The 16407-nt window shown below is 52.5% G+C and carries 15 protein-coding genes; 5 read left to right on the top strand and 10 right to left on the bottom strand.

Features of this window, described 5'->3' with window-relative positions; all coding sequences use genetic code 11:
- The first annotated feature begins 6 nt into the window (after positions 1-6).
- Together gspE and hofC are read left to right on the top strand one after the other, a co-directional pair.
- Entirely contained in the window at positions 7-1392 is a 1386-nt protein-coding gene (gspE, locus tag ABIE10_RS15060) for a type II secretion system protein GspE (protein WP_049269183.1), read from the top strand.
- Positions 1382-2584, top strand: coding sequence for a protein transport protein HofC (hofC, locus tag ABIE10_RS15055; protein ID WP_429156194.1), 1203 nt, complete (start codon positions 1382-1384; stop codon positions 2582-2584). Before gspE ends, hofC begins: the two co-directional genes overlap by 11 nt.
- Positions 2585-2639: 55 nt before the next feature.
- On the opposite strand, the gene ABIE10_RS15050 is transcribed toward hofC, so the two are convergent.
- Complete coding sequence (locus ABIE10_RS15050; RefSeq protein WP_003829510.1) at positions 2640-3683, bottom strand: GMP reductase; 1044 nt, start codon at positions 3681-3683, stop codon at positions 2640-2642.
- 225 nt (positions 3684-3908) lie between these two features.
- On the opposite strand from ABIE10_RS15050, the gene coaE reads away from it, so the two are divergent.
- The 3 genes from coaE to yacG are packed head-to-tail and all read left to right on the top strand — an operon-like array spanning position 3909 to position 5476.
- Positions 3909-4529: a dephospho-CoA kinase gene (gene coaE / locus ABIE10_RS15045; RefSeq protein WP_046275369.1), complete on the top strand. Its 621-nt coding sequence runs from the start codon at positions 3909-3911 to the stop codon at positions 4527-4529.
- Positions 4529-5272 carry a cell division protein ZapD gene (zapD, locus tag ABIE10_RS15040; protein WP_429156191.1) on the top strand — a complete coding sequence of 248 codons (744 nt, stop codon included), beginning with the start codon at positions 4529-4531 and terminating at the stop codon, positions 5270-5272. The genes coaE and zapD overlap by 1 nt, the downstream gene beginning before the upstream one ends.
- A 9-nt stretch (positions 5273-5281) precedes the next feature.
- Positions 5282-5476, top strand: a complete 195-nt coding sequence (yacG, locus tag ABIE10_RS15035; RefSeq protein WP_016151704.1) for a DNA gyrase inhibitor YacG — start codon at positions 5282-5284, stop codon at positions 5474-5476.
- An 88-nt stretch (positions 5477-5564) separates the two neighbouring features.
- On the opposite strand, the gene mutT is transcribed toward yacG, so the two are convergent.
- From mutT to murC, 9 genes are all read right to left on the bottom strand, one after another.
- Positions 5565-5954 carry an 8-oxo-dGTP diphosphatase MutT gene (gene mutT, locus ABIE10_RS15030; RefSeq protein ID WP_429156189.1) on the bottom strand — a complete coding sequence of 130 codons (390 nt, stop codon included), beginning with the start codon at positions 5952-5954 and terminating at the stop codon, positions 5565-5567.
- Between the two features lie 56 nt (positions 5955-6010).
- Entirely contained in the window at positions 6011-8716 is a 2706-nt protein-coding gene (gene secA / locus ABIE10_RS15025) for a preprotein translocase subunit SecA (protein ID WP_016151702.1), read from the bottom strand.
- Between the two features lie 60 nt (positions 8717-8776).
- Entirely contained in the window at positions 8777-9283 is a 507-nt protein-coding gene (gene secM / locus ABIE10_RS15020) for a secA translation cis-regulator SecM (RefSeq protein WP_029139762.1), read from the bottom strand.
- 285 nt (positions 9284-9568) lie between these two features.
- Positions 9569-10486 (bottom strand): UDP-3-O-acyl-N-acetylglucosamine deacetylase, encoded by a 918-nt coding sequence (gene lpxC, locus ABIE10_RS15015; RefSeq protein WP_006686706.1) that lies wholly within the window; start codon positions 10484-10486, stop codon positions 9569-9571.
- A gap of 100 nt (positions 10487-10586) precedes the next feature.
- Positions 10587-11738 (bottom strand): cell division protein FtsZ, encoded by a 1152-nt coding sequence (gene ftsZ, locus ABIE10_RS15010; protein WP_003018753.1) that lies wholly within the window; start codon positions 11736-11738, stop codon positions 10587-10589.
- Positions 11739-11924: 186 nt separating this feature from the next.
- On the bottom strand, positions 11925-13187 hold the full coding sequence (gene ftsA, locus ABIE10_RS15005) for a cell division protein FtsA (RefSeq protein ID WP_003018755.1): 1263 nt from the start codon (positions 13185-13187) through the stop codon (positions 11925-11927).
- Positions 13184-14017, bottom strand: a complete 834-nt coding sequence (ftsQ, locus tag ABIE10_RS15000; RefSeq protein WP_003018758.1) for a cell division protein FtsQ — start codon at positions 14015-14017, stop codon at positions 13184-13186. The genes ftsA and ftsQ overlap by 4 nt, the downstream gene beginning before the upstream one ends.
- Position 14018: 1 nt before the next feature.
- Positions 14019-14939 carry a D-alanine--D-alanine ligase gene (locus ABIE10_RS14995; protein ID WP_016151699.1) on the bottom strand — a complete coding sequence of 307 codons (921 nt, stop codon included), beginning with the start codon at positions 14937-14939 and terminating at the stop codon, positions 14019-14021.
- Positions 14932-16407, bottom strand: coding sequence for a UDP-N-acetylmuramate--L-alanine ligase (gene murC, locus ABIE10_RS14990; protein WP_016151698.1), 1476 nt, complete (start codon positions 16405-16407; stop codon positions 14932-14934). Before murC ends, ABIE10_RS14995 begins: the two co-directional genes overlap by 8 nt.

Raw genomic sequence — 16407 nt, 5'->3', positions numbered from 1 at the left:
AAAGAGATGAATACCACCCAACTTACGGCGCTGTGCCAACGTCATCAGGGAATATTACTGGATGCAGACAATGAAGTGGTGCACATCGCCGTCGTGGACGCTCCGTCCCACGAATTGCTGGACGCACTGCATTTTGCCACCACCCGACGTATCGACATTGTCTGCTGGACGCGTCAACAAATGGAAGGCCACACGCATACGCCACAGAAAATGCTCCCGGCAGTGGTCACGAAAAGCAGCGCCAGCGCAGCAGATTTGCTGAATCAGACGTTTCAATCCGCTCTGGTGCAACGGGCTTCTGATATTCATTTTGAGCCAGCGGAAAATCACTATCGCATCAGATTACGTGTAGATGGCGTACTGCATGCTTTACCGGACGTCACGACCGAGATGGGTATCGCCATCACTGCCAGACTAAAAGTTTTAGGCAGTCTGGATATTGCCGAGCACCGACTTGCGCAAGACGGCCAGTTTACCGTTGAGATTTCAGGAGAGCCGGTCTCGTTTCGCATCGCCACCCTGCCCTGTCGCTTTGGCGAAAAAGTGGTGCTACGGCTACTGCATCAGGTCGATCAAGCGCTGGAAATCACCGCGCTGGGAATGCAGGACGCGCAGCTGGCAGCATTTTCACAAGCGTTGCAGCAGCCTCAGGGGCTGATTCTGGTCACCGGACCGACCGGAAGCGGTAAAACGGTCACGCTGTACAGTGCGCTGCAGACCCGAAACACTCCGGACGTTAACCTCTGTAGCGTGGAAGATCCAGTCGAGATCCCGATCGCAGGTCTTAACCAAACACAAATTCATCCACGTGCCGGTCTCACTTTTCAGGGAGTATTGCGCGCGCTGCTGCGCCAGGATCCCGACATTATCATGGTGGGTGAAATCCGTGATGGCGAAACGGCTGAAATAGCCCTTAAAGCCGCACAAACCGGTCATCTGGTTCTATCAACACTGCATACCAATTCCACCACAGAAACACTAATACGCTTGCAGCAAATGGGGGTTGCACGCTGGATGATCGCCTCCGCGCTGACGCTCGTTATTGCGCAGCGGTTGGTGAGAAAATTGTGTCCCCATTGCCGACAACGTCTGGAAACGCCGATCATGCTCCCGGAAGCGATCTGGCCTACGCCACTGCCTCGTTGGCAGGCTCCGGGCTGCCAACATTGCTATCACGGATTTTATGGCCGTACGGCATTGTTTGAAGTTCTCCCCGTTACACCTGCATTGCGCCAGAGCATCGCCAACGGTACGTCCGTAGACGGAGTGGAATCGAATGCTCAGCAACTGGGGATGAGCACGCTTTTCGAAAATGGTTGCAAGGCCGTCGAACAAGGGTTAACAACATTTGAAGAGTTGGTACGCGTACTGGGCATGCCCCATGTCAGCTAAACTGCTTTGGCGCTGGCAAGGTATTAGCAACGAAGGTAATCCACTGGAAGGCGTACTTTGGGCCGATACCCGCCCCTCATTGATGCTTGCTCTCGAGCAACGGCATATTACGCCGCTGCGCATTAATCGTATGCGTGTCAAAGCCTCACAATGGAGCCGTGAAAAAAGCGCTGAAACCATACATCAACTGGCGACGTTGCTGAAAGCAGGGCTAACACTCTCGGCAAGTTTAGCTTTGCTGGCTGAACAGCATCCCAGCAGCCAATGGCAAGCGCTACTGCGCACGCTGGCTCACGATATTGAACAGGGTATTTCTCTCTCCACCTCGCTATCTCAGTGGCAACACGTTTTTCCGCCTCTTTATCAGGCAATGATCCGTACCGGAGAGCTTACGGGTAAGCTGGACGACTGCTGCTTTGAACTCGCCCGCCAGCAGAAGAATCAACAGCAGCTGGCGGATAAAGTTAAAAAAGCCCTGCGCTATCCGATATTCATCATCACGATGGCAGTGATGGTGGTATTCGCGATGCTGCAGTTTGTACTCCCTGAGTTTGCCGCCATTTACCAGACGTTTAACACCCCGCTACCAGTACTCACTCAGTGGATTATTGCCATCGCGCATTTTAGCAGCCAATGGGGATGGCTGGCGGGAGCATTCAGCCTGATAGCGGTTGCAGCATATCACCTGATGAAGCAGCAGCCATACTGGCTCACTCTGCGCCAGAAATTGCTGCTCGGCTCCCCGGTCATAGGACCGATGGTGAGAGGGCAAAAACTCACGCAGATCTTCACTGTTCTGGCGTTAACGCAAAATGCAGGTATTCCTTTTCTGCAAGGTCTTGAGAGCGTCACTGAAACGCTGGCCAACCCTTTCTGGTCGCAACGCTTAGCGCAGGTACATCACGACATCAGCGCCGGAAAACCGGTCTGGTTAGCGCTAAAAAATTGCGGTGAATTCAGCCCATTGTGCATACAGTTGGTCAGAACAGGTGAGGCTTCCGGCTCGCTGGATACAATGCTGCGTAATCTCGCCCATCACCACGGCGAGAAAACATTGTCTCAGGCAGAGAATCTGGCTGCGCTACTCGAGCCTGCGTTACTGGTCATTACGGGGCTGATAATCGGTACGCTGGTCGTTGCGATGTATTTGCCGATTTTTCATTTAGGAGATGCGATGAGCGGGGTGGGATAAATTCAAATGCCGGATGGCGCACTGCTTATCCGGCATGTCATAGTCCTACCTGTTCTTACAGGCTATTGAAAACGCGGTTTTCTTGTTCCTGTACACGAATAAACGTTGTACGTTTGGTCAGTTCTTTCAGGCGAGATGCACCGACATAGGTACAGGCAGAACGCAGGCCGCCAAGGATATCGCGTGCAGTGTTATCAACCGGGCCACGCAGAGGCAACTTAACGGTTTTACCTTCAGCAGCGCGGTATTGTGCAACACCACCGACGTGACGCGTCATGGCTGATTCAGAGCTCATGCCGTAGAACAGCATGAATTTCTCACCGTTCTCTTCAACAATTTTGCCGCCGCTTTCTTCATGACCGGCCAACATACCGCCGAGCATAACGAAGTCCGCGCCACCGCCGAACGCTTTTGCCACGTCACCCGGCATTGTGCAGCCGCCGTCACTGACAATCATGCCGCCCAGACCGTGAGCTGCATCGGCACATTCAATAACCGCAGAAAGCTGTGGGTAGCCAACGCCGGTTTTTACACGTGTGGTACATACAGAACCCGGGCCAATGCCGACTTTAACAATGTCCGCGCCGGAAAGTACCAGCTCTTCACACATTTCTCCAGTAACCACATTGCCCGCACAAATTGTTTTTGTCGGCCATGCTTCACGCGCTTTCGACACAAACTGAACAAAATGCTCTGAGTAGCCATTTGCCACATCAATGCAGATAAAGTTCAGCGCCGGGTTGAGCGCCAGAATCTGTTTGGTTTTTTCGAAATCTGCATCAGAGGTGCCGGTTGAAACCATTACGTGTTTGAGCACATCAGCAGAGCTCTCTGCGATGAAAGCAGCCCAGTCTTCAACAGAATAGTGTTTGTGCACCGCAGTCAGGATGTCGAAGGATGCCAGCGCCGTTGCCATGGCAAACGTCCCGACAGTGTCCATGTTCGCGGCAATAATCGGTACGCCGGACCAGGTCTGACCTGAGTGCTTAAAGGTAAATTGACGTTCCAGCTCAACATCGGAACGGCTTTTGAGAGTAGAACGCTTAGGGCGGATAAGAACGTCTTTGAAACCTAACTTCAGATCTTCTTCGATACGCATGTGCGGATTCCTGGGGTTAATGGCGAAAAATCGAAACTCACAACTCCAGTGACGCTATCATACGCACTAATCAATGCCGCGCAAGACTGCGAAATTCTCTTTTTTTACGCTACAATCCCATAAATTTACCTGGCGAATAGTAGGTTAATCCTGCAGCAACCTCGCCGTCGCACGCGTAACTTTTAACTGTTTGATAATCAAACTTAAACTCCAGGATCTGCATCTATGAGGTATACGGTAGCCTTAACCGGCGGCATTGGCAGTGGTAAAAGTACCGTTGCAAATGCGTTCGCTGACCTCGGAATAAACGTCATTGATGCAGATATTATTGCGCGCCAGGTAGTTGAACCCGGTACCCCAGCCCTTAAGGCGATCGAAGAACATTTTGGTACCGAAGTTATAGCTACCGACGGATCGTTGCAGCGACGCATTTTACGCGAACGCATTTTTTCCAGTCCTGAGGAGAAAAGCTGGCTGAATGCCTTGCTCCATCCGCTTATTCAGCAGGAAACGCAGCGCCAGTTTCAGCAAGCAACCTCCCCTTATCTGTTGTGGGTTGTACCTTTGCTGGTGGAAAATTCGCTGTATAAAAAAGCCAACCGCGTACTCGTGGTGGATGTTACCCCCGAGACACAGCTCAGACGCACTATGCAGCGCGATGACGTCACGCGTGAGCATGTTGAACAAATTCTTGCTGCCCAGGCAACGCGCGAAGCGCGTCTGGCCGTGGCAGACGATGTTATTGATAATAATGGCGCACCGGAGGCCATCGCCTCGGATGTCGCCCGCCTGCACGCGCTCTATTTGCAATGCGCGTTGCAGTTTGTCTCACAGGAAAAACCGTAATGCACACCCAGGTCCTTTTTGAACACCCTCTCAATGAGAAGATGCGTACATGGCTGCGCATTGAGTTTTTAATCCAACAGCTCTCCGTTAATGTACCCATAGCGGACCATGCAGGCGCACTGCATTTTTTCCGCAACATCGGAGACTTACTGGATGTCTTTGAACGCGGCGAAGTCCGTACCGAACTCCTCAAAGAGCTGGAAAGACAACAGCGTAAACTCCAGGTCTGGGTTGAAGTTCCCGGCGTCGATCAAAACAGGATCGACGCATTGCGCCAGCAGTTAAAAAGCGCGGGCAGCATTCTGATTTCGGCTCCGCGCATTGGACAGACGCTGCGCGAAGATCGTCTAATTGGCCTTGTACGTCAGCGTTTAAGCATTCCTGGCGGATGCTGCAGTTTCGATCTGCCGACCCTGCATATCTGGTTACATCTACCGCAGTCGCATCGCGACGCGCAGGTTGAAATATGGCTTGCAAGTCTGAATCCGCTCAATCAGGCACTGTCGCTGGTGCTGGATTTAATTCGCAACTCTGCGCCATTCCGTAAGCAAACCAGCTTGAATGGTTTTTATCAGGACAACGGCGAAGATGCCGATCTGCTTCGCTTGCAGCTGCCGCTTGATTCGCAGCTTTATCCGCAAATTTCTGGTCATAAGAGCCGCTTTGCTATTCGCTTTATGCCGCTGGATAGCGAGAATGGCCAGGTGCCTGAGCGTCTCGATTTTGATCTGGCGTGCTGTTAAGGAGTCAACATGTCTGAACAAACCATCGTCAACTGCCCAACCTGCGGCAAACCCGTAGTGTGGGGTGAAGTCAGCCCGTTTCGCCCATTCTGCAGCAAGCGCTGCCAGTTAATCGATCTGGGTGAGTGGGCCGCAGAAGAGAAACGTATCCCAAGCTCTGGTGATCTGTCGGAAAACGACGACTGGAGTGAAGAGCAGAAGTAATTCAGCTAAAACGTAGGGCGGGCAAGCGTAGCGACCCCGCCCTAATTTGCAGGATGGTGGGGTTGCCTAATCCGGCCTACGAACACCTTTATCCAGCAATCAGCTTTTCAATTACCGGCGCATTCGCAGGCGGAAAATCTTCTGCATTCAGAGCATCTTGCGCAATCCACTGCGCCGGTTGCCCCTCTTTCCCCCACGGTTCGCCTTCCCAGCTTTCAACCAGCCAGAACCACAGAGTGATATGCCGGTCCGGAAACTGGTACTCCAGCTTTTCGAACAGTGAGCTTTGAGACGGCGTAATGCCTACTTCTTCCTGTAACTCGCGAATCAGCGCCTGCTCCGGCGTTTCGCCTGCTTCAATTTTCCCGCCGGGGAACTCCAGCTTATTTGCCATGTGGGCATCAGCCGCACGCTGGGTTATAAAAATTTCATGGTGCTGGTTGCGAATAATCCCGACGGCGATCTGCAGTATTTTCATCTTTATAGTCCATAAAAAAGGCGCAGAATTCTGCGCCTTTTCAGTAAGTTACTTTCTTAGCTCAGACGGCCATGGCACTGTTTGTACTTTTTCCCGGAACCGCAAGGACACGGATCGTTACGACCCACTTTACGATCGCCAGTTTGTGCTGCCAGCTCTTCTGCCGCAGCAGAATCGTCACCTTTATGGCTCAACTGCTGCATCTGCGCTAAACGTTCCGCGTCTTCACGACGTTGCTGCTCCATCGCTTCTACTTCTTCAGGCATACGTACCTGAACTTTGCTCAGGGTGCTGATCACTTCGTACTTCAGTGATTCCAGCATTGATGCAAACATAGAGAAGGATTCACGCTTGTATTCCTGCTTCGGATCTTTTTGCGCATAACCACGCAGGTGGATACCCTGACGCAGGTAGTCCATCGCCGCAAGGTGCTCTTTCCACAGAGAATCGAGAGTTTGCAGCATCACGCCTTTTTCGAAGTGACGCATCATCTCCGCGCCCACAACTTCTTCTTTACGCTGATAAACTTCGATGGCGTTTGCCAGAATACGTTCGCGCAGCGTTTCCTCATGCAGCTCAGGCTCTTTATCCAGCCACTCTGAAATAGGCATTTCCAGATCGAAGTCGTTTTTCAGACGTTCCTGCAGACCTGGGATATCCCACATTTCTTCCAGAGACTGCGGCGGAATATAGGCATCAATCGTCGCTTTGAAGACATCCTCACGGATGCTATTAATGGTTTCGCTAACGTCAGTTACGTCCAGCAGTTCGTTACGCTGGGTGTAGATTGCGCGACGCTGGTCATTGGCAACGTCATCATATTCCAGCAGTTGCTTACGAATATCGAAGTTGCGGCTTTCTACTTTACGCTGCGCGTTTGCAATCGCTTTAGTCACCCACGGGTGTTCAATCGCTTCACCAGGCTTCATGCCCAGTTTACGCATCATGCCGGACACGCGGTCAGAAGCAAAAATACGCATCAGCGCATCTTCCATCGACAGATAGAAACGAGAAGACCCCGCATCCCCCTGACGACCAGAACGACCACGCAGCTGGTTATCTATACGACGAGATTCGTGACGCTCGGTACCGATAATATGTAAACCACCTGCTGCTAACACCGCATCATGGCGAACCTGCCACTCGGCTTTGATCTGCGCGATTTGTTCTGGAGTCGGGTCTTCCAGCTCGGCAATTTCCGCCTGCCAGCTACCACCCAGCACGATATCGGTACCACGACCTGCCATGTTTGTCGCGATAGTCACGGCGGACGGATAACCCGCCTGGGCGACGATTGCGGCTTCGTTGGCGTGGAACTTGGCGTTCAGAACGTTGTGTTTGATACCCGCCTTGTTCAGCTCGTTAGAAACCACTTCCGATTTTTCAATAGAGATAGTACCAACCAGCACCGGCTGGCCATTTGCGGTACGCTCTTTAATATCTTCAATGATCGCCTGAATTTTTTCCGCTTCAGTCATGTACACCAGATCCGGTAAATCCTTACGGATCATCGGGCGGTTGGTCGGCACAACAACGGTATCCAGTTTGTAGATGGAGCTGAATTCAAAGGCTTCAGTGTCTGCTGTACCGGTCATACCGGCCAGTTTTTCGTACAAACGGAAGTAGTTCTGGAAGGTAATAGATGCCAGCGTCTGGTTCTCGTTTTGGATATCTACGCCTTCTTTGGCTTCAACAGCCTGGTGCAGACCATCGGACCAGCGGCGGCCCTGCATGGTACGACCGGTGTGTTCGTCGACGATGATAACTTCACCGTCTTTCACGATATAGTCAACGTCGCGGGTAAACAGAACGTGCGCGCGCAGTGCAGCAGTCACGTGGTGCATCAGCATAATGTTGCCCGGAGAGTACAGCGACTCGCCCTCATCCATAATGCCTTCGTTAACCAACAGCTCTTCAATCAGTACCAGACCACGTTCGGTGAGGTTGACCTGGCGCGCTTTCTCATCAACAGAGAAGTGGCCTTCCCCCTGGAACGTGTCGGAATCGTCCTTCTCCTGACGAATCAGGTGCGGGATGATTTTGTTCACTTTTTTATACATTTCCGAGCTGTCTTCAGCCGGACCGGAAATGATCAGCGGCGTACGCGCTTCATCGATCAGGATGGAGTCGACTTCATCGACCAGCGCATAGTGCAGTTTACGCTGAACGCGCTCTTCCGGACTAAACGCCATGTTGTCGCGCAGGTAGTCAAAGCCGTATTCGTTGTTGGTACCGTAAGTAATATCGGCATTGTAGGCTTCACGCTTGGCTGGCGCAGGCAGGCCAGACATGTTGATACCCACGGTCATGCCGAGGAATTCAAACAGCGGGCGGTTATTTTCGGCGTCACGCTGAGCCAGGTAGTCGTTCACGGTTACCACGTGTACACCTTTCCCGCTTAAGGCGTTGAGGTAGGCTGGCAGCGTTGCGGTCAGGGTTTTACCTTCACCGGTACGCATTTCCGCGATGCAGCGATCGTTAAGCACCATACCACCCAGCAGCTGTACGTCGAAATGACGCATGCCGAACACACGCTTACTCGCTTCGCGGACCACCGCGAACGCTTCCGGGATCAGGCTTTCAACGCTGGCGCCTTTTTCCAGACGGGCGCGGAATTCAGCGGTCTTCGCTTTCAGTTCATCATCGGAGAGTTTTTCCATCTCCGGTTCCATTGCATTGATGACATTGACCACTTTACGCATACGACGCAGCGTACGCTCGTTACGGCTACCGAATACTTTTGTTAATAATTTGATTAGCATAATAAAATCTCAAACGCCCCGCGATGCGGAGTCAAAAATTATAAGTTGGAAGGTTCTTTTTTAGCTGAGGCGTTGAGGGCCAGCGCGGATACCCTGCAGCTGGCTGATCCAGACCGGAACGCTAAATGCGGCCTGAGAGGTAAAATGGGCATATGTCACGCGACTCACGGTCGCGGGCGGTCTGCCTTCTTGCGTCAGCATCGCGCTGAGCGTATTCAGTAACGCAAGATGGTGCGCCTGGATTGGCAACGGCTCTTCGGCAACAGGCAGCGCCTGAGGAGCCATAGCAAAAGAAAGATGGCGAATGACTGTACGAATGGCATGCTGATGCCAGTAGTCAACGGTAAAATTCGGGCGGCGATTGGTTGCCTCCAGCAAAGCAAGCTGGCTAAAGTTAACTTTGGCAGATTGATCGTGATTGCTGGCGGTCGCCTTCGCGGGAGTATTAGGTTCAGCAGCATTACCGAGCGCAGGCAGGCCAAAACTAGCCGCGACCATCCCCAACAGGAGATGCGGCCAGAAGTACCGTCTGCCTAACTGTCGCCAACGCGTCAGTATTCCACTCACGTTATTGCCACCTGATATACCCTGCGTTTGGGGTTACAAATGCAAAACCATTTTTTTGCGCATAAATATTACCATTAAAGCGTACGCTCCACAGCAGTAATGACAGCAAGTCGCGGGTAAATATGCTTAAGAAAGCAGCGATCGAACGGTGTTTTAATCTGTCGGTGGGGAAAAAGTCGCTTCAGATAAGGTGGTTTTGCAATCGGAAGATAAAAAAACGACTGGCTCACCTGGCCGGAGAGAGTGCCAGATTTACCAGTCGAATTTATGCGACAGCGTATGTCGTTATGCCAGTACAGTCGAAGGTGCTTTGAACGCCAACGGCAGTTCTGCATCGTCCTGGAAGGTCACATATTCCCAGGCTTCCTGTTTTGCCAGGACTGCCTGTAATAGTTTGTTATTCAGTGCATGACCGGATTTATACGCGGTGAATGCACCAATAATGTTGTGACCACACATGAACAAGTCACCAATCGCGTCGAGCATTTTGTGACGAACGAATTCGTCTTCAAAACGCAGGCCGTCTTCGTTCAATACGCGATAATCGTCAACAACGATGGCACAATCGAAGCTGCCGCCCAGGCACAGGCCGCGGGACTGCAGATATTCGATATCACGCATGAAGCCGAAAGTACGCGCGCGGCTGATCTGGCGCATGAACGCATCCGCAGAGAAGTTCATCGCGTAGCGCTGCGTGCTGGAGTCGATCGCCGGATGGTTAAAGTCGATGGTGAAATCCAACGTAAAACCATTATACGGCTTAAACTCAGCCCACTTATCGCCATCTTCGACACGAACGGTCTCTTTGATGCGAACAAATTTTTTGGCGCTGCTCAGTTCTTCAATACCTGCATCAAGCAGCAGGTAAACGAACGGAGCGGCACTGCCATCCATAATCGGGATTTCCGGGGCGTTAACTTCAATAACGATGTTATCGATACCTAAGCCCGCCAGAGCAGCATTAAGGTGCTCTACGGTTGAAATCCGCACATCATGCTCATTGACCAGACACGTACAGAGCATGGTATCACGCACAGATTTGGCATCGGCCGGGAAATCTACCGGAGGATTCAAGTCGGTGCGACGATAGATGACCCCGGTGTTGGCCGGCGCAGGGCGTAATGTCAGGGTGACTTTTTTGCCGGTATGCAAACCGACGCCAGTCGCCTGAACGATACGTTTAAGAGTCCTTTGTTTGATCATCGTATAATCTCGCCAAATTACCTATCCAACCGAAGTGTACTATACATTCGGTGGGCCAGTTTAGCACAAAGAGCCACAATTCCCAAATTCCAGCTAATTCTTAATCAGCTTGCTTACGCAGGAATGCAGGGATATCCAGATAATCCGGCTCTTTCGTGGTTTGCGGCGTATTGTCGTTAACCACTTTCGCTACCGGTTTCTGCTCTTGCGTCAACGGCGCCATACCGTGCTGCTGGTAACGATCCATTACCGGCTGCTGTACCTGTTTGTTGGTCACCAGAGTGATTTCAGGACGCTTGTCCATACCAATTCCAGTCGCAACAACGGTCACGCGCAGTTCGTCGTTCATATCCGGGTCCAGAGAGGTACCGATAACCACGGTCGCGTTATCCGATGCAAAGGCACGAATCGTGTTACCCACGGTTTCGAACTCATCCAGACGCAGGTCGAAGCCCGCAGTAATGTTAACCAGCACGCCGCGTGCGCCGGACAGATCGATATCTTCCAGCAGCGGAGAAGAGATAGCCATTTCAGCCGCTTCTTCTGCACGGTCTTCACCGCTCGCCACGCCAGAACCCATCATCGCGTAGCCCATTTCGGACATCACGGTGCGCACGTCTGCAAAGTCGACGTTCATCAGGCCCGGACGAGTAATCAGTTCAGCGATACCCTGGACTGCGCCTTTCAGCACGTCGTTCGCTGCGCCAAATGCATCCAGCAGGGAGATACCACGGCCCAGTACTTTCAGCAGCTTGTCGTTCGGGATAGTGATCAGAGAGTCCACGTGTTTGGACAGCTCGGTGATACCCTGCTCCGCGAATGCCATACGCTTCTTGCCTTCAAAGTTGAAAGGCTTAGTCACGACAGCAACGGTCAGAATACCTAAATCTTTTGCGACTTCAGCTACCACTGGCGCTGCACCGGTACCGGTACCGCCGCCCATGCCAGCTGCGATAAACACCATGTCTGCACCGTCAAGCGCTGCGCGCAGCGCTTCGCGATCTTCGTCTGCCGCATTACGACCGACTTCCGGGTTTGCACCCGCGCCCAGACCTTTGGTGATGCCGCTACCAATCTGAATGGTCTGTCCAACCGCGGTTTTACGCAACGCCTGAGCGTCGGTATTCACCGCGAAGAATTCAACACCTTCGATGCGCTCACGCACCATGTGTTCAACGGCATTACCGCCGCCGCCACCGACGCCGATGACTTTAATCACCGCGTCGTTGGTTAGTTCCATAGGTTCAAACATAGTTTCTCTCTCCGTTTTACACTTCATCCTTCAAGCCGCCTCGTTGTTGGCTGCCTTCACTCACTCCCGTGACATAGTAAACTATGCTCCAGGAGATTCGCTCAGTTGCCGCCGCGATGCAACTTGAATGACTTTGTGTAGTGCCTGTCGCCTGAGACCGTTAATTTGCGTCGGTCTCTTTAAAAATTAAAACTCTTTACGTAACCAGCTATTCAGTCGCTTGATCCACGAGCCGACCGAGGCAGTTACGCGCTTTTCTACTTCAGCCTCACCACTTAAATGGGATTCTTTCCCGTAGTGCAGCAGCCCCACCGCCGTTGAATAATACGGCTCCTGGGCATAATCCGTCAGACCGGTAATATTCAGCGGTGCGCCAATACGTACTTGTGTATGGAACACGCGCTGTGCGCAGGCCGCAAGACCTTCAATTTGCGCAGCACCGCCGGTTAACACAATCCCCGCCGCCAGATGATGTTTCACACCCTGCTGGCGAAGCTGTTCTTGTAATTGCAAAATTTCTTCGTTGACCAGGTTGAGCAGCTCGGTATAACGCGGCTCAATGACCTCTGCCAGAGTCTGACGTTGCAGGCTACGCGGCGGACGACCACCAACGCTTGGCACTTCAACGCTCTCGTCTTTACCCACGATGGAACCCAGTGCGCAGCCATGACGCACTTTGATGGCTTCAGCATCGCTCGGCGGCGTACCAAAGGCATACGCGATATCGCTGGTCACGACATTCCCTGCATAAGGGATAACTTTAGTGTGGCGCAACGCCCCGCCAGTATAAACGGCGATGTCCATTGTACCACCACCAATATCCACCACGCAGACACCCAGTTCACGTTCATCTTCCGTCAATACGGAATAACTGGCTGCCAACCCGGCAAAAATCAGTTGGTCAACTTTCAGACCACAACGTTCAACGGCTTTGACAATATTCTTCGCCATGTCGTTGTGGCAGGTAATAAGATGCACTTTTGCCTGCATACGCACACCGGAAAGACCGACCGGATTTTTGATACCTTCCTGGTAGTCGATGGCGTATTCCTGCGGGATGACGTGCAGAACACGATGTTCATCGCGAACGCGTACGGATTTTGCCGTATGTACCACGTTTTCCACATCTTCCTGCGTCACTTCCTCTTCGGAAATGGGCACCATACCAATTTCATTCTGACAGCTAATATGTTTACCGGAAAGCGCCAGATACACTGAAGAGATCTGGCAATCTGCCATCAGTTCAGCCTGGTCAATGGCGCGCTGTACGCACTTCACCACTGACTCAAGGTCATTCACCCCGCCTTTATCCATACCTCGCGATGGGCAACTGCCCACGCCAATGATATTGACCATACCGTCGGGCAGAACTTCCCCTACTAAAGCGGCTACCTTCGCGGTGCCAATCTCCAGTCCAACTACCAGTTTTCTGTCCGTCGCCTTGATCATTGTTGTTCTGCCTGTGCCTGATTCTGTTGCTGATTAGATTCCTCAGGAGGCAAGGGAACCCAGCCTACTGCCGCTCCTGAGTCATAACGCAAATCAACGTAGCTAATCCGTTTGCCATCGGTTTGCGCCTGCTGCTGTAAAACCGGGTAGAGTTCCACAAAGCGAGCCAAACGTTTTATCGTATCGCCCCTGCCCAGATTCAGCTTAATATCGTTATTCAGCGTCAACTGCCAGGAACGACGAGCGGTCATTGCCGCTTCCTTCAGGGTGAATCTGTCCTTAGCCAGCACCTGCCCCATATCGCGGAACCCTTGCAGCACTTCACTTGCGCTGCCTTCCGGTCCGTACAACATAGGTAATACCTGCTTATTGGCCCGACCGGTTGGGACACTGAAGGTATTTCCTTCGGCATCCACCATATGTTGGTCATTCCAACGCGCTATTGGCACATATTCAACCAGATGAATCTTCAATTCATCAGGCCATTGCTTTCTGACGCTCGCCTGTTTGATCCAGGGGAGGCGTTCAATCTGACTCTGGATGATGTTCACATCCTGAGTCATAAATGTTCCCGGAGCGCCCAGCGCCAGGATGGACTGACGGATATCATCATTGCGCGTGTAATGCCGTTCACCGGTTAACACCAGTTTTGACAATGGCAGGCGCTGCGCATCTTCCATCCATCCCAACACTACCCAGCCGCTGACAAACACGGTGCACAGCACTGTCAGCAGGAACAGTATTCCTGCAAGACGCGTTCCATTATTGCGGCGTGAGGAGTTTACTTCTTCTTCATCACCGTTTCGCGTGTTCAGCGCAGCCTGCGACATATCAGTCCGCCAACTCCAGAATTCTTACCACCAACTGCGAGAAGCTCAGGCCCGCCTGACGCGCCGCCATCGGCACCAGGCTGTGGCTGGTCATACCCGGAGAGGTATTCGCTTCCAGCAGATAAAACTGGCCATCGCTGTCCAGCATGACGTCAATGCGACCCCAACCTTTACAGCCCAATGCAGTCCACGCTTTCAGGACTAATTCCTGTAAAAAGGCTTCTTGTTCGACTTCCAGACCAGCAGGGCAGAAATATTGTGTCTCATCAGAGAGATACTTCGCCTCATAATCATAGAAGGTTCCCGCGGGTTGGATACGTATTGACGGTAAAATTTCTTCGCCAAGTATCGCAACTGTAAATTCCGGGCCACTGAGCCATTTTTCAATCAGTACTTCTTCATCATGCTGAAAAGCCAATGCTAATGCACCCTGCAAAGCATTTTCTTCTTCAACTTTTGACATCCCTACGCTGGAACCTTCACGGCTTGGCTTTACAATCAACGGCAAGCCTAACGCAGAAATTTTTGTAACTGCTTCATCGCTAAGACCTTTTTCGAACTCAGCGCGGGTCAGCGCAACCCATGGGGCGACGGGTAAACCTGCGCCCTGCCACAGCAACTTGCTGCGCAGTTTGTCCATGGAAATCGCGGAAGCCATGACGCCGCTGCCGGTATACGGCAGGCCAATCAGCTCCAGCATGCCCTGCAATGTGCCATCTTCACCGCCACGACCGTGCAGCGCAATAAACACCTTCTGAAACCCCATAGATTTCAGAAGAGTGACATCGACCTCTTTAGGGTCAACCGGATGGGCATCTACACCACCTTCGCGTAACCCTGCCAATACGGCCGCGCCTGAATTCAGCGATACTTCACGTTCAGCGGAGGTTCCCCCTAACAGGACCGCGATTTTATCAGCCATGTTGTTCTTCCTCCGGGTTTTGCGGCTTCAGTTTGATTTCAGCTAAGGAACGCGCGATTTTGCCGATATTTCCAGCGCCCTGCACCAAAATCAGATCGTTGCCGGTTAATACGGGTGCCAGCATTTCTGCCACTTGGGCCGGATCGGATACCAGAATCGGATCGATCTTACCGCGGCCACGAATCGTACGGCACAACGAGCGGCTGTCGGCCCCCGGAATCGCGGCTTCGCCCGCGGCATACACATCCAGCATCAACAGCGCATCGACCTGGGTCAGCACGTTGGCAAAGTCGTCGTACAGATCGCGAGTACGCGTAAAACGGTGCGGCTGGAACAGCATCACCAGGTTTTTGTCCGGCCAACCCGCGCGCGCGGCTTTAATCGTAGCGTCCACTTCCGTTGGGTGGTGGCCATAATCATCAACCAGCATCGCGGTCCCGGCTTTACCGTTCACCGGCTCAAGCGGGAATTCGCCGAGGAAGTCAAAACGACGTCCGGTACCCTGGAAACTTTCCAGCGCGCGCAGAATAGCGTCGTCTTCAATACCTTCTTCCGTCGCGACCGCCACTGCTGCTGCCGCGTTCAGTGCATTGTGACGACCCGGCGCGTTTAACGTAACACGTAAATCGGCCATCCCCTGACGTACCAGCGTGAAGTGTCCTTGTGGACCAATCTGCTGGTAATCTTCAACGCGCACATCGGCATCATCACTGAAACCATAGGTTGTGGTTTGACGGCCAACTCGCGGTAACAGTTCGCGGATAACCGGATCGTCAACGCACATCACGGCACGACCATAAAACGGCAAGTTATGCAGGAAATTAATAAACGTCTGCTTTAAATTTTCGAAGTCGCCATGGTAGGTATCCATGTGGTCAGCTTCGATATTGGTGACAATCGCCACCATCGGCTGCAAATGCAGGAACGACGCGTCGCTCTCATCCGCTTCAGCAATCAAATAACGGCTATGACCCAGGCGCGCATGCACGCCTGCAGCCTTCACCAGACCGCCGTTGACAAAAGTGGGATCCAGACCCGCTTCCGCGTAGATGCTGGAGACCATTGCCGTAGTCGTGGTTTTACCGTGCGTCCCGGCAATAGCAATACCGTGACGAAAACGCATTAACTCCGCCAGCATTTCAGCACGACGAATCACCGGAATACGTGCTTCATGCGCTGCAACAATTTCCGGGTTATCCGCAGAAATAGCGCTGGATACCACCACCACGCTCGCATCGCGCACGTTTTCCGGGCGATGGTTGAAGAAAATCGTGGCCCCCAGATTCGTCAACTGCTGCGTCACAGGATTCGGCGCTAAGTCAGAACCGCTGATCTGATAACCTTCATTGGCCAAAACTTCGGCAATACCGCCCATACCAGCACCACCGATGCCGACAAAGTGAATGTGCCGAACGCGACGCATTTCGGGCACGATGGAACGCAGTTTTGCCAGTTGTTGTGTATTCAT

It is taken from the genome of Citrobacter sp. 506 (assembly GCF_050434985.1).
GTDB classification, from domain to species: Bacteria; Pseudomonadota; Gammaproteobacteria; order Enterobacterales; family Enterobacteriaceae; genus Citrobacter; species Citrobacter braakii.
This window is presented reverse-complemented; position numbering and strand designations above follow the sequence as displayed.

Excerpts from the sequence above, each read along its gene's own strand:
- gspE (WP_049269183.1), top strand. The coding sequence starts at position 7 with ATGAATACCACCCAACTTACGGCGCTGTGCCAACGTCATCAGGGAATA.
- hofC (WP_429156194.1), top strand. The coding sequence starts at position 1,382 with ATGTCAGCTAAACTGCTTTGGCGCTGGCAAGGTATTAGCAACGAAGGT.
- ABIE10_RS15050 (WP_003829510.1), bottom strand. The coding sequence starts at position 3,683 with ATGCGTATCGAAGAAGATCTGAAGTTAGGTTTCAAAGACGTTCTTATC.
- coaE (WP_046275369.1), top strand. The coding sequence starts at position 3,909 with ATGAGGTATACGGTAGCCTTAACCGGCGGCATTGGCAGTGGTAAAAGT.
- zapD (WP_429156191.1), top strand. The coding sequence starts at position 4,529 with ATGCACACCCAGGTCCTTTTTGAACACCCTCTCAATGAGAAGATGCGT.
- yacG (WP_016151704.1), top strand. The coding sequence starts at position 5,282 with ATGTCTGAACAAACCATCGTCAACTGCCCAACCTGCGGCAAACCCGTA.
- mutT (WP_429156189.1), bottom strand. The coding sequence starts at position 5,954 with ATGAAAATACTGCAGATCGCCGTCGGGATTATTCGCAACCAGCACCAT.
- secA (WP_016151702.1), bottom strand. The coding sequence starts at position 8,716 with ATGCTAATCAAATTATTAACAAAAGTATTCGGTAGCCGTAACGAGCGT.
- lpxC (WP_006686706.1), bottom strand. The coding sequence starts at position 10,486 with ATGATCAAACAAAGGACTCTTAAACGTATCGTTCAGGCGACTGGCGTC.
- ftsZ (WP_003018753.1), bottom strand. The coding sequence starts at position 11,738 with ATGTTTGAACCTATGGAACTAACCAACGACGCGGTGATTAAAGTCATC.
- ftsA (WP_003018755.1), bottom strand. The coding sequence starts at position 13,187 with ATGATCAAGGCGACGGACAGAAAACTGGTAGTTGGACTGGAGATTGGC.
- ftsQ (WP_003018758.1), bottom strand. The coding sequence starts at position 14,017 with ATGTCGCAGGCTGCGCTGAACACGCGAAACGGTGATGAAGAAGAAGTA.
- ABIE10_RS14995 (WP_016151699.1), bottom strand. The coding sequence starts at position 14,939 with ATGGCTGATAAAATCGCGGTCCTGTTAGGGGGAACCTCCGCTGAACGT.
- murC (WP_016151698.1), bottom strand. The coding sequence starts at position 16,407 with ATGAATACACAACAACTGGCAAAACTGCGTTCCATCGTGCCCGAAATG.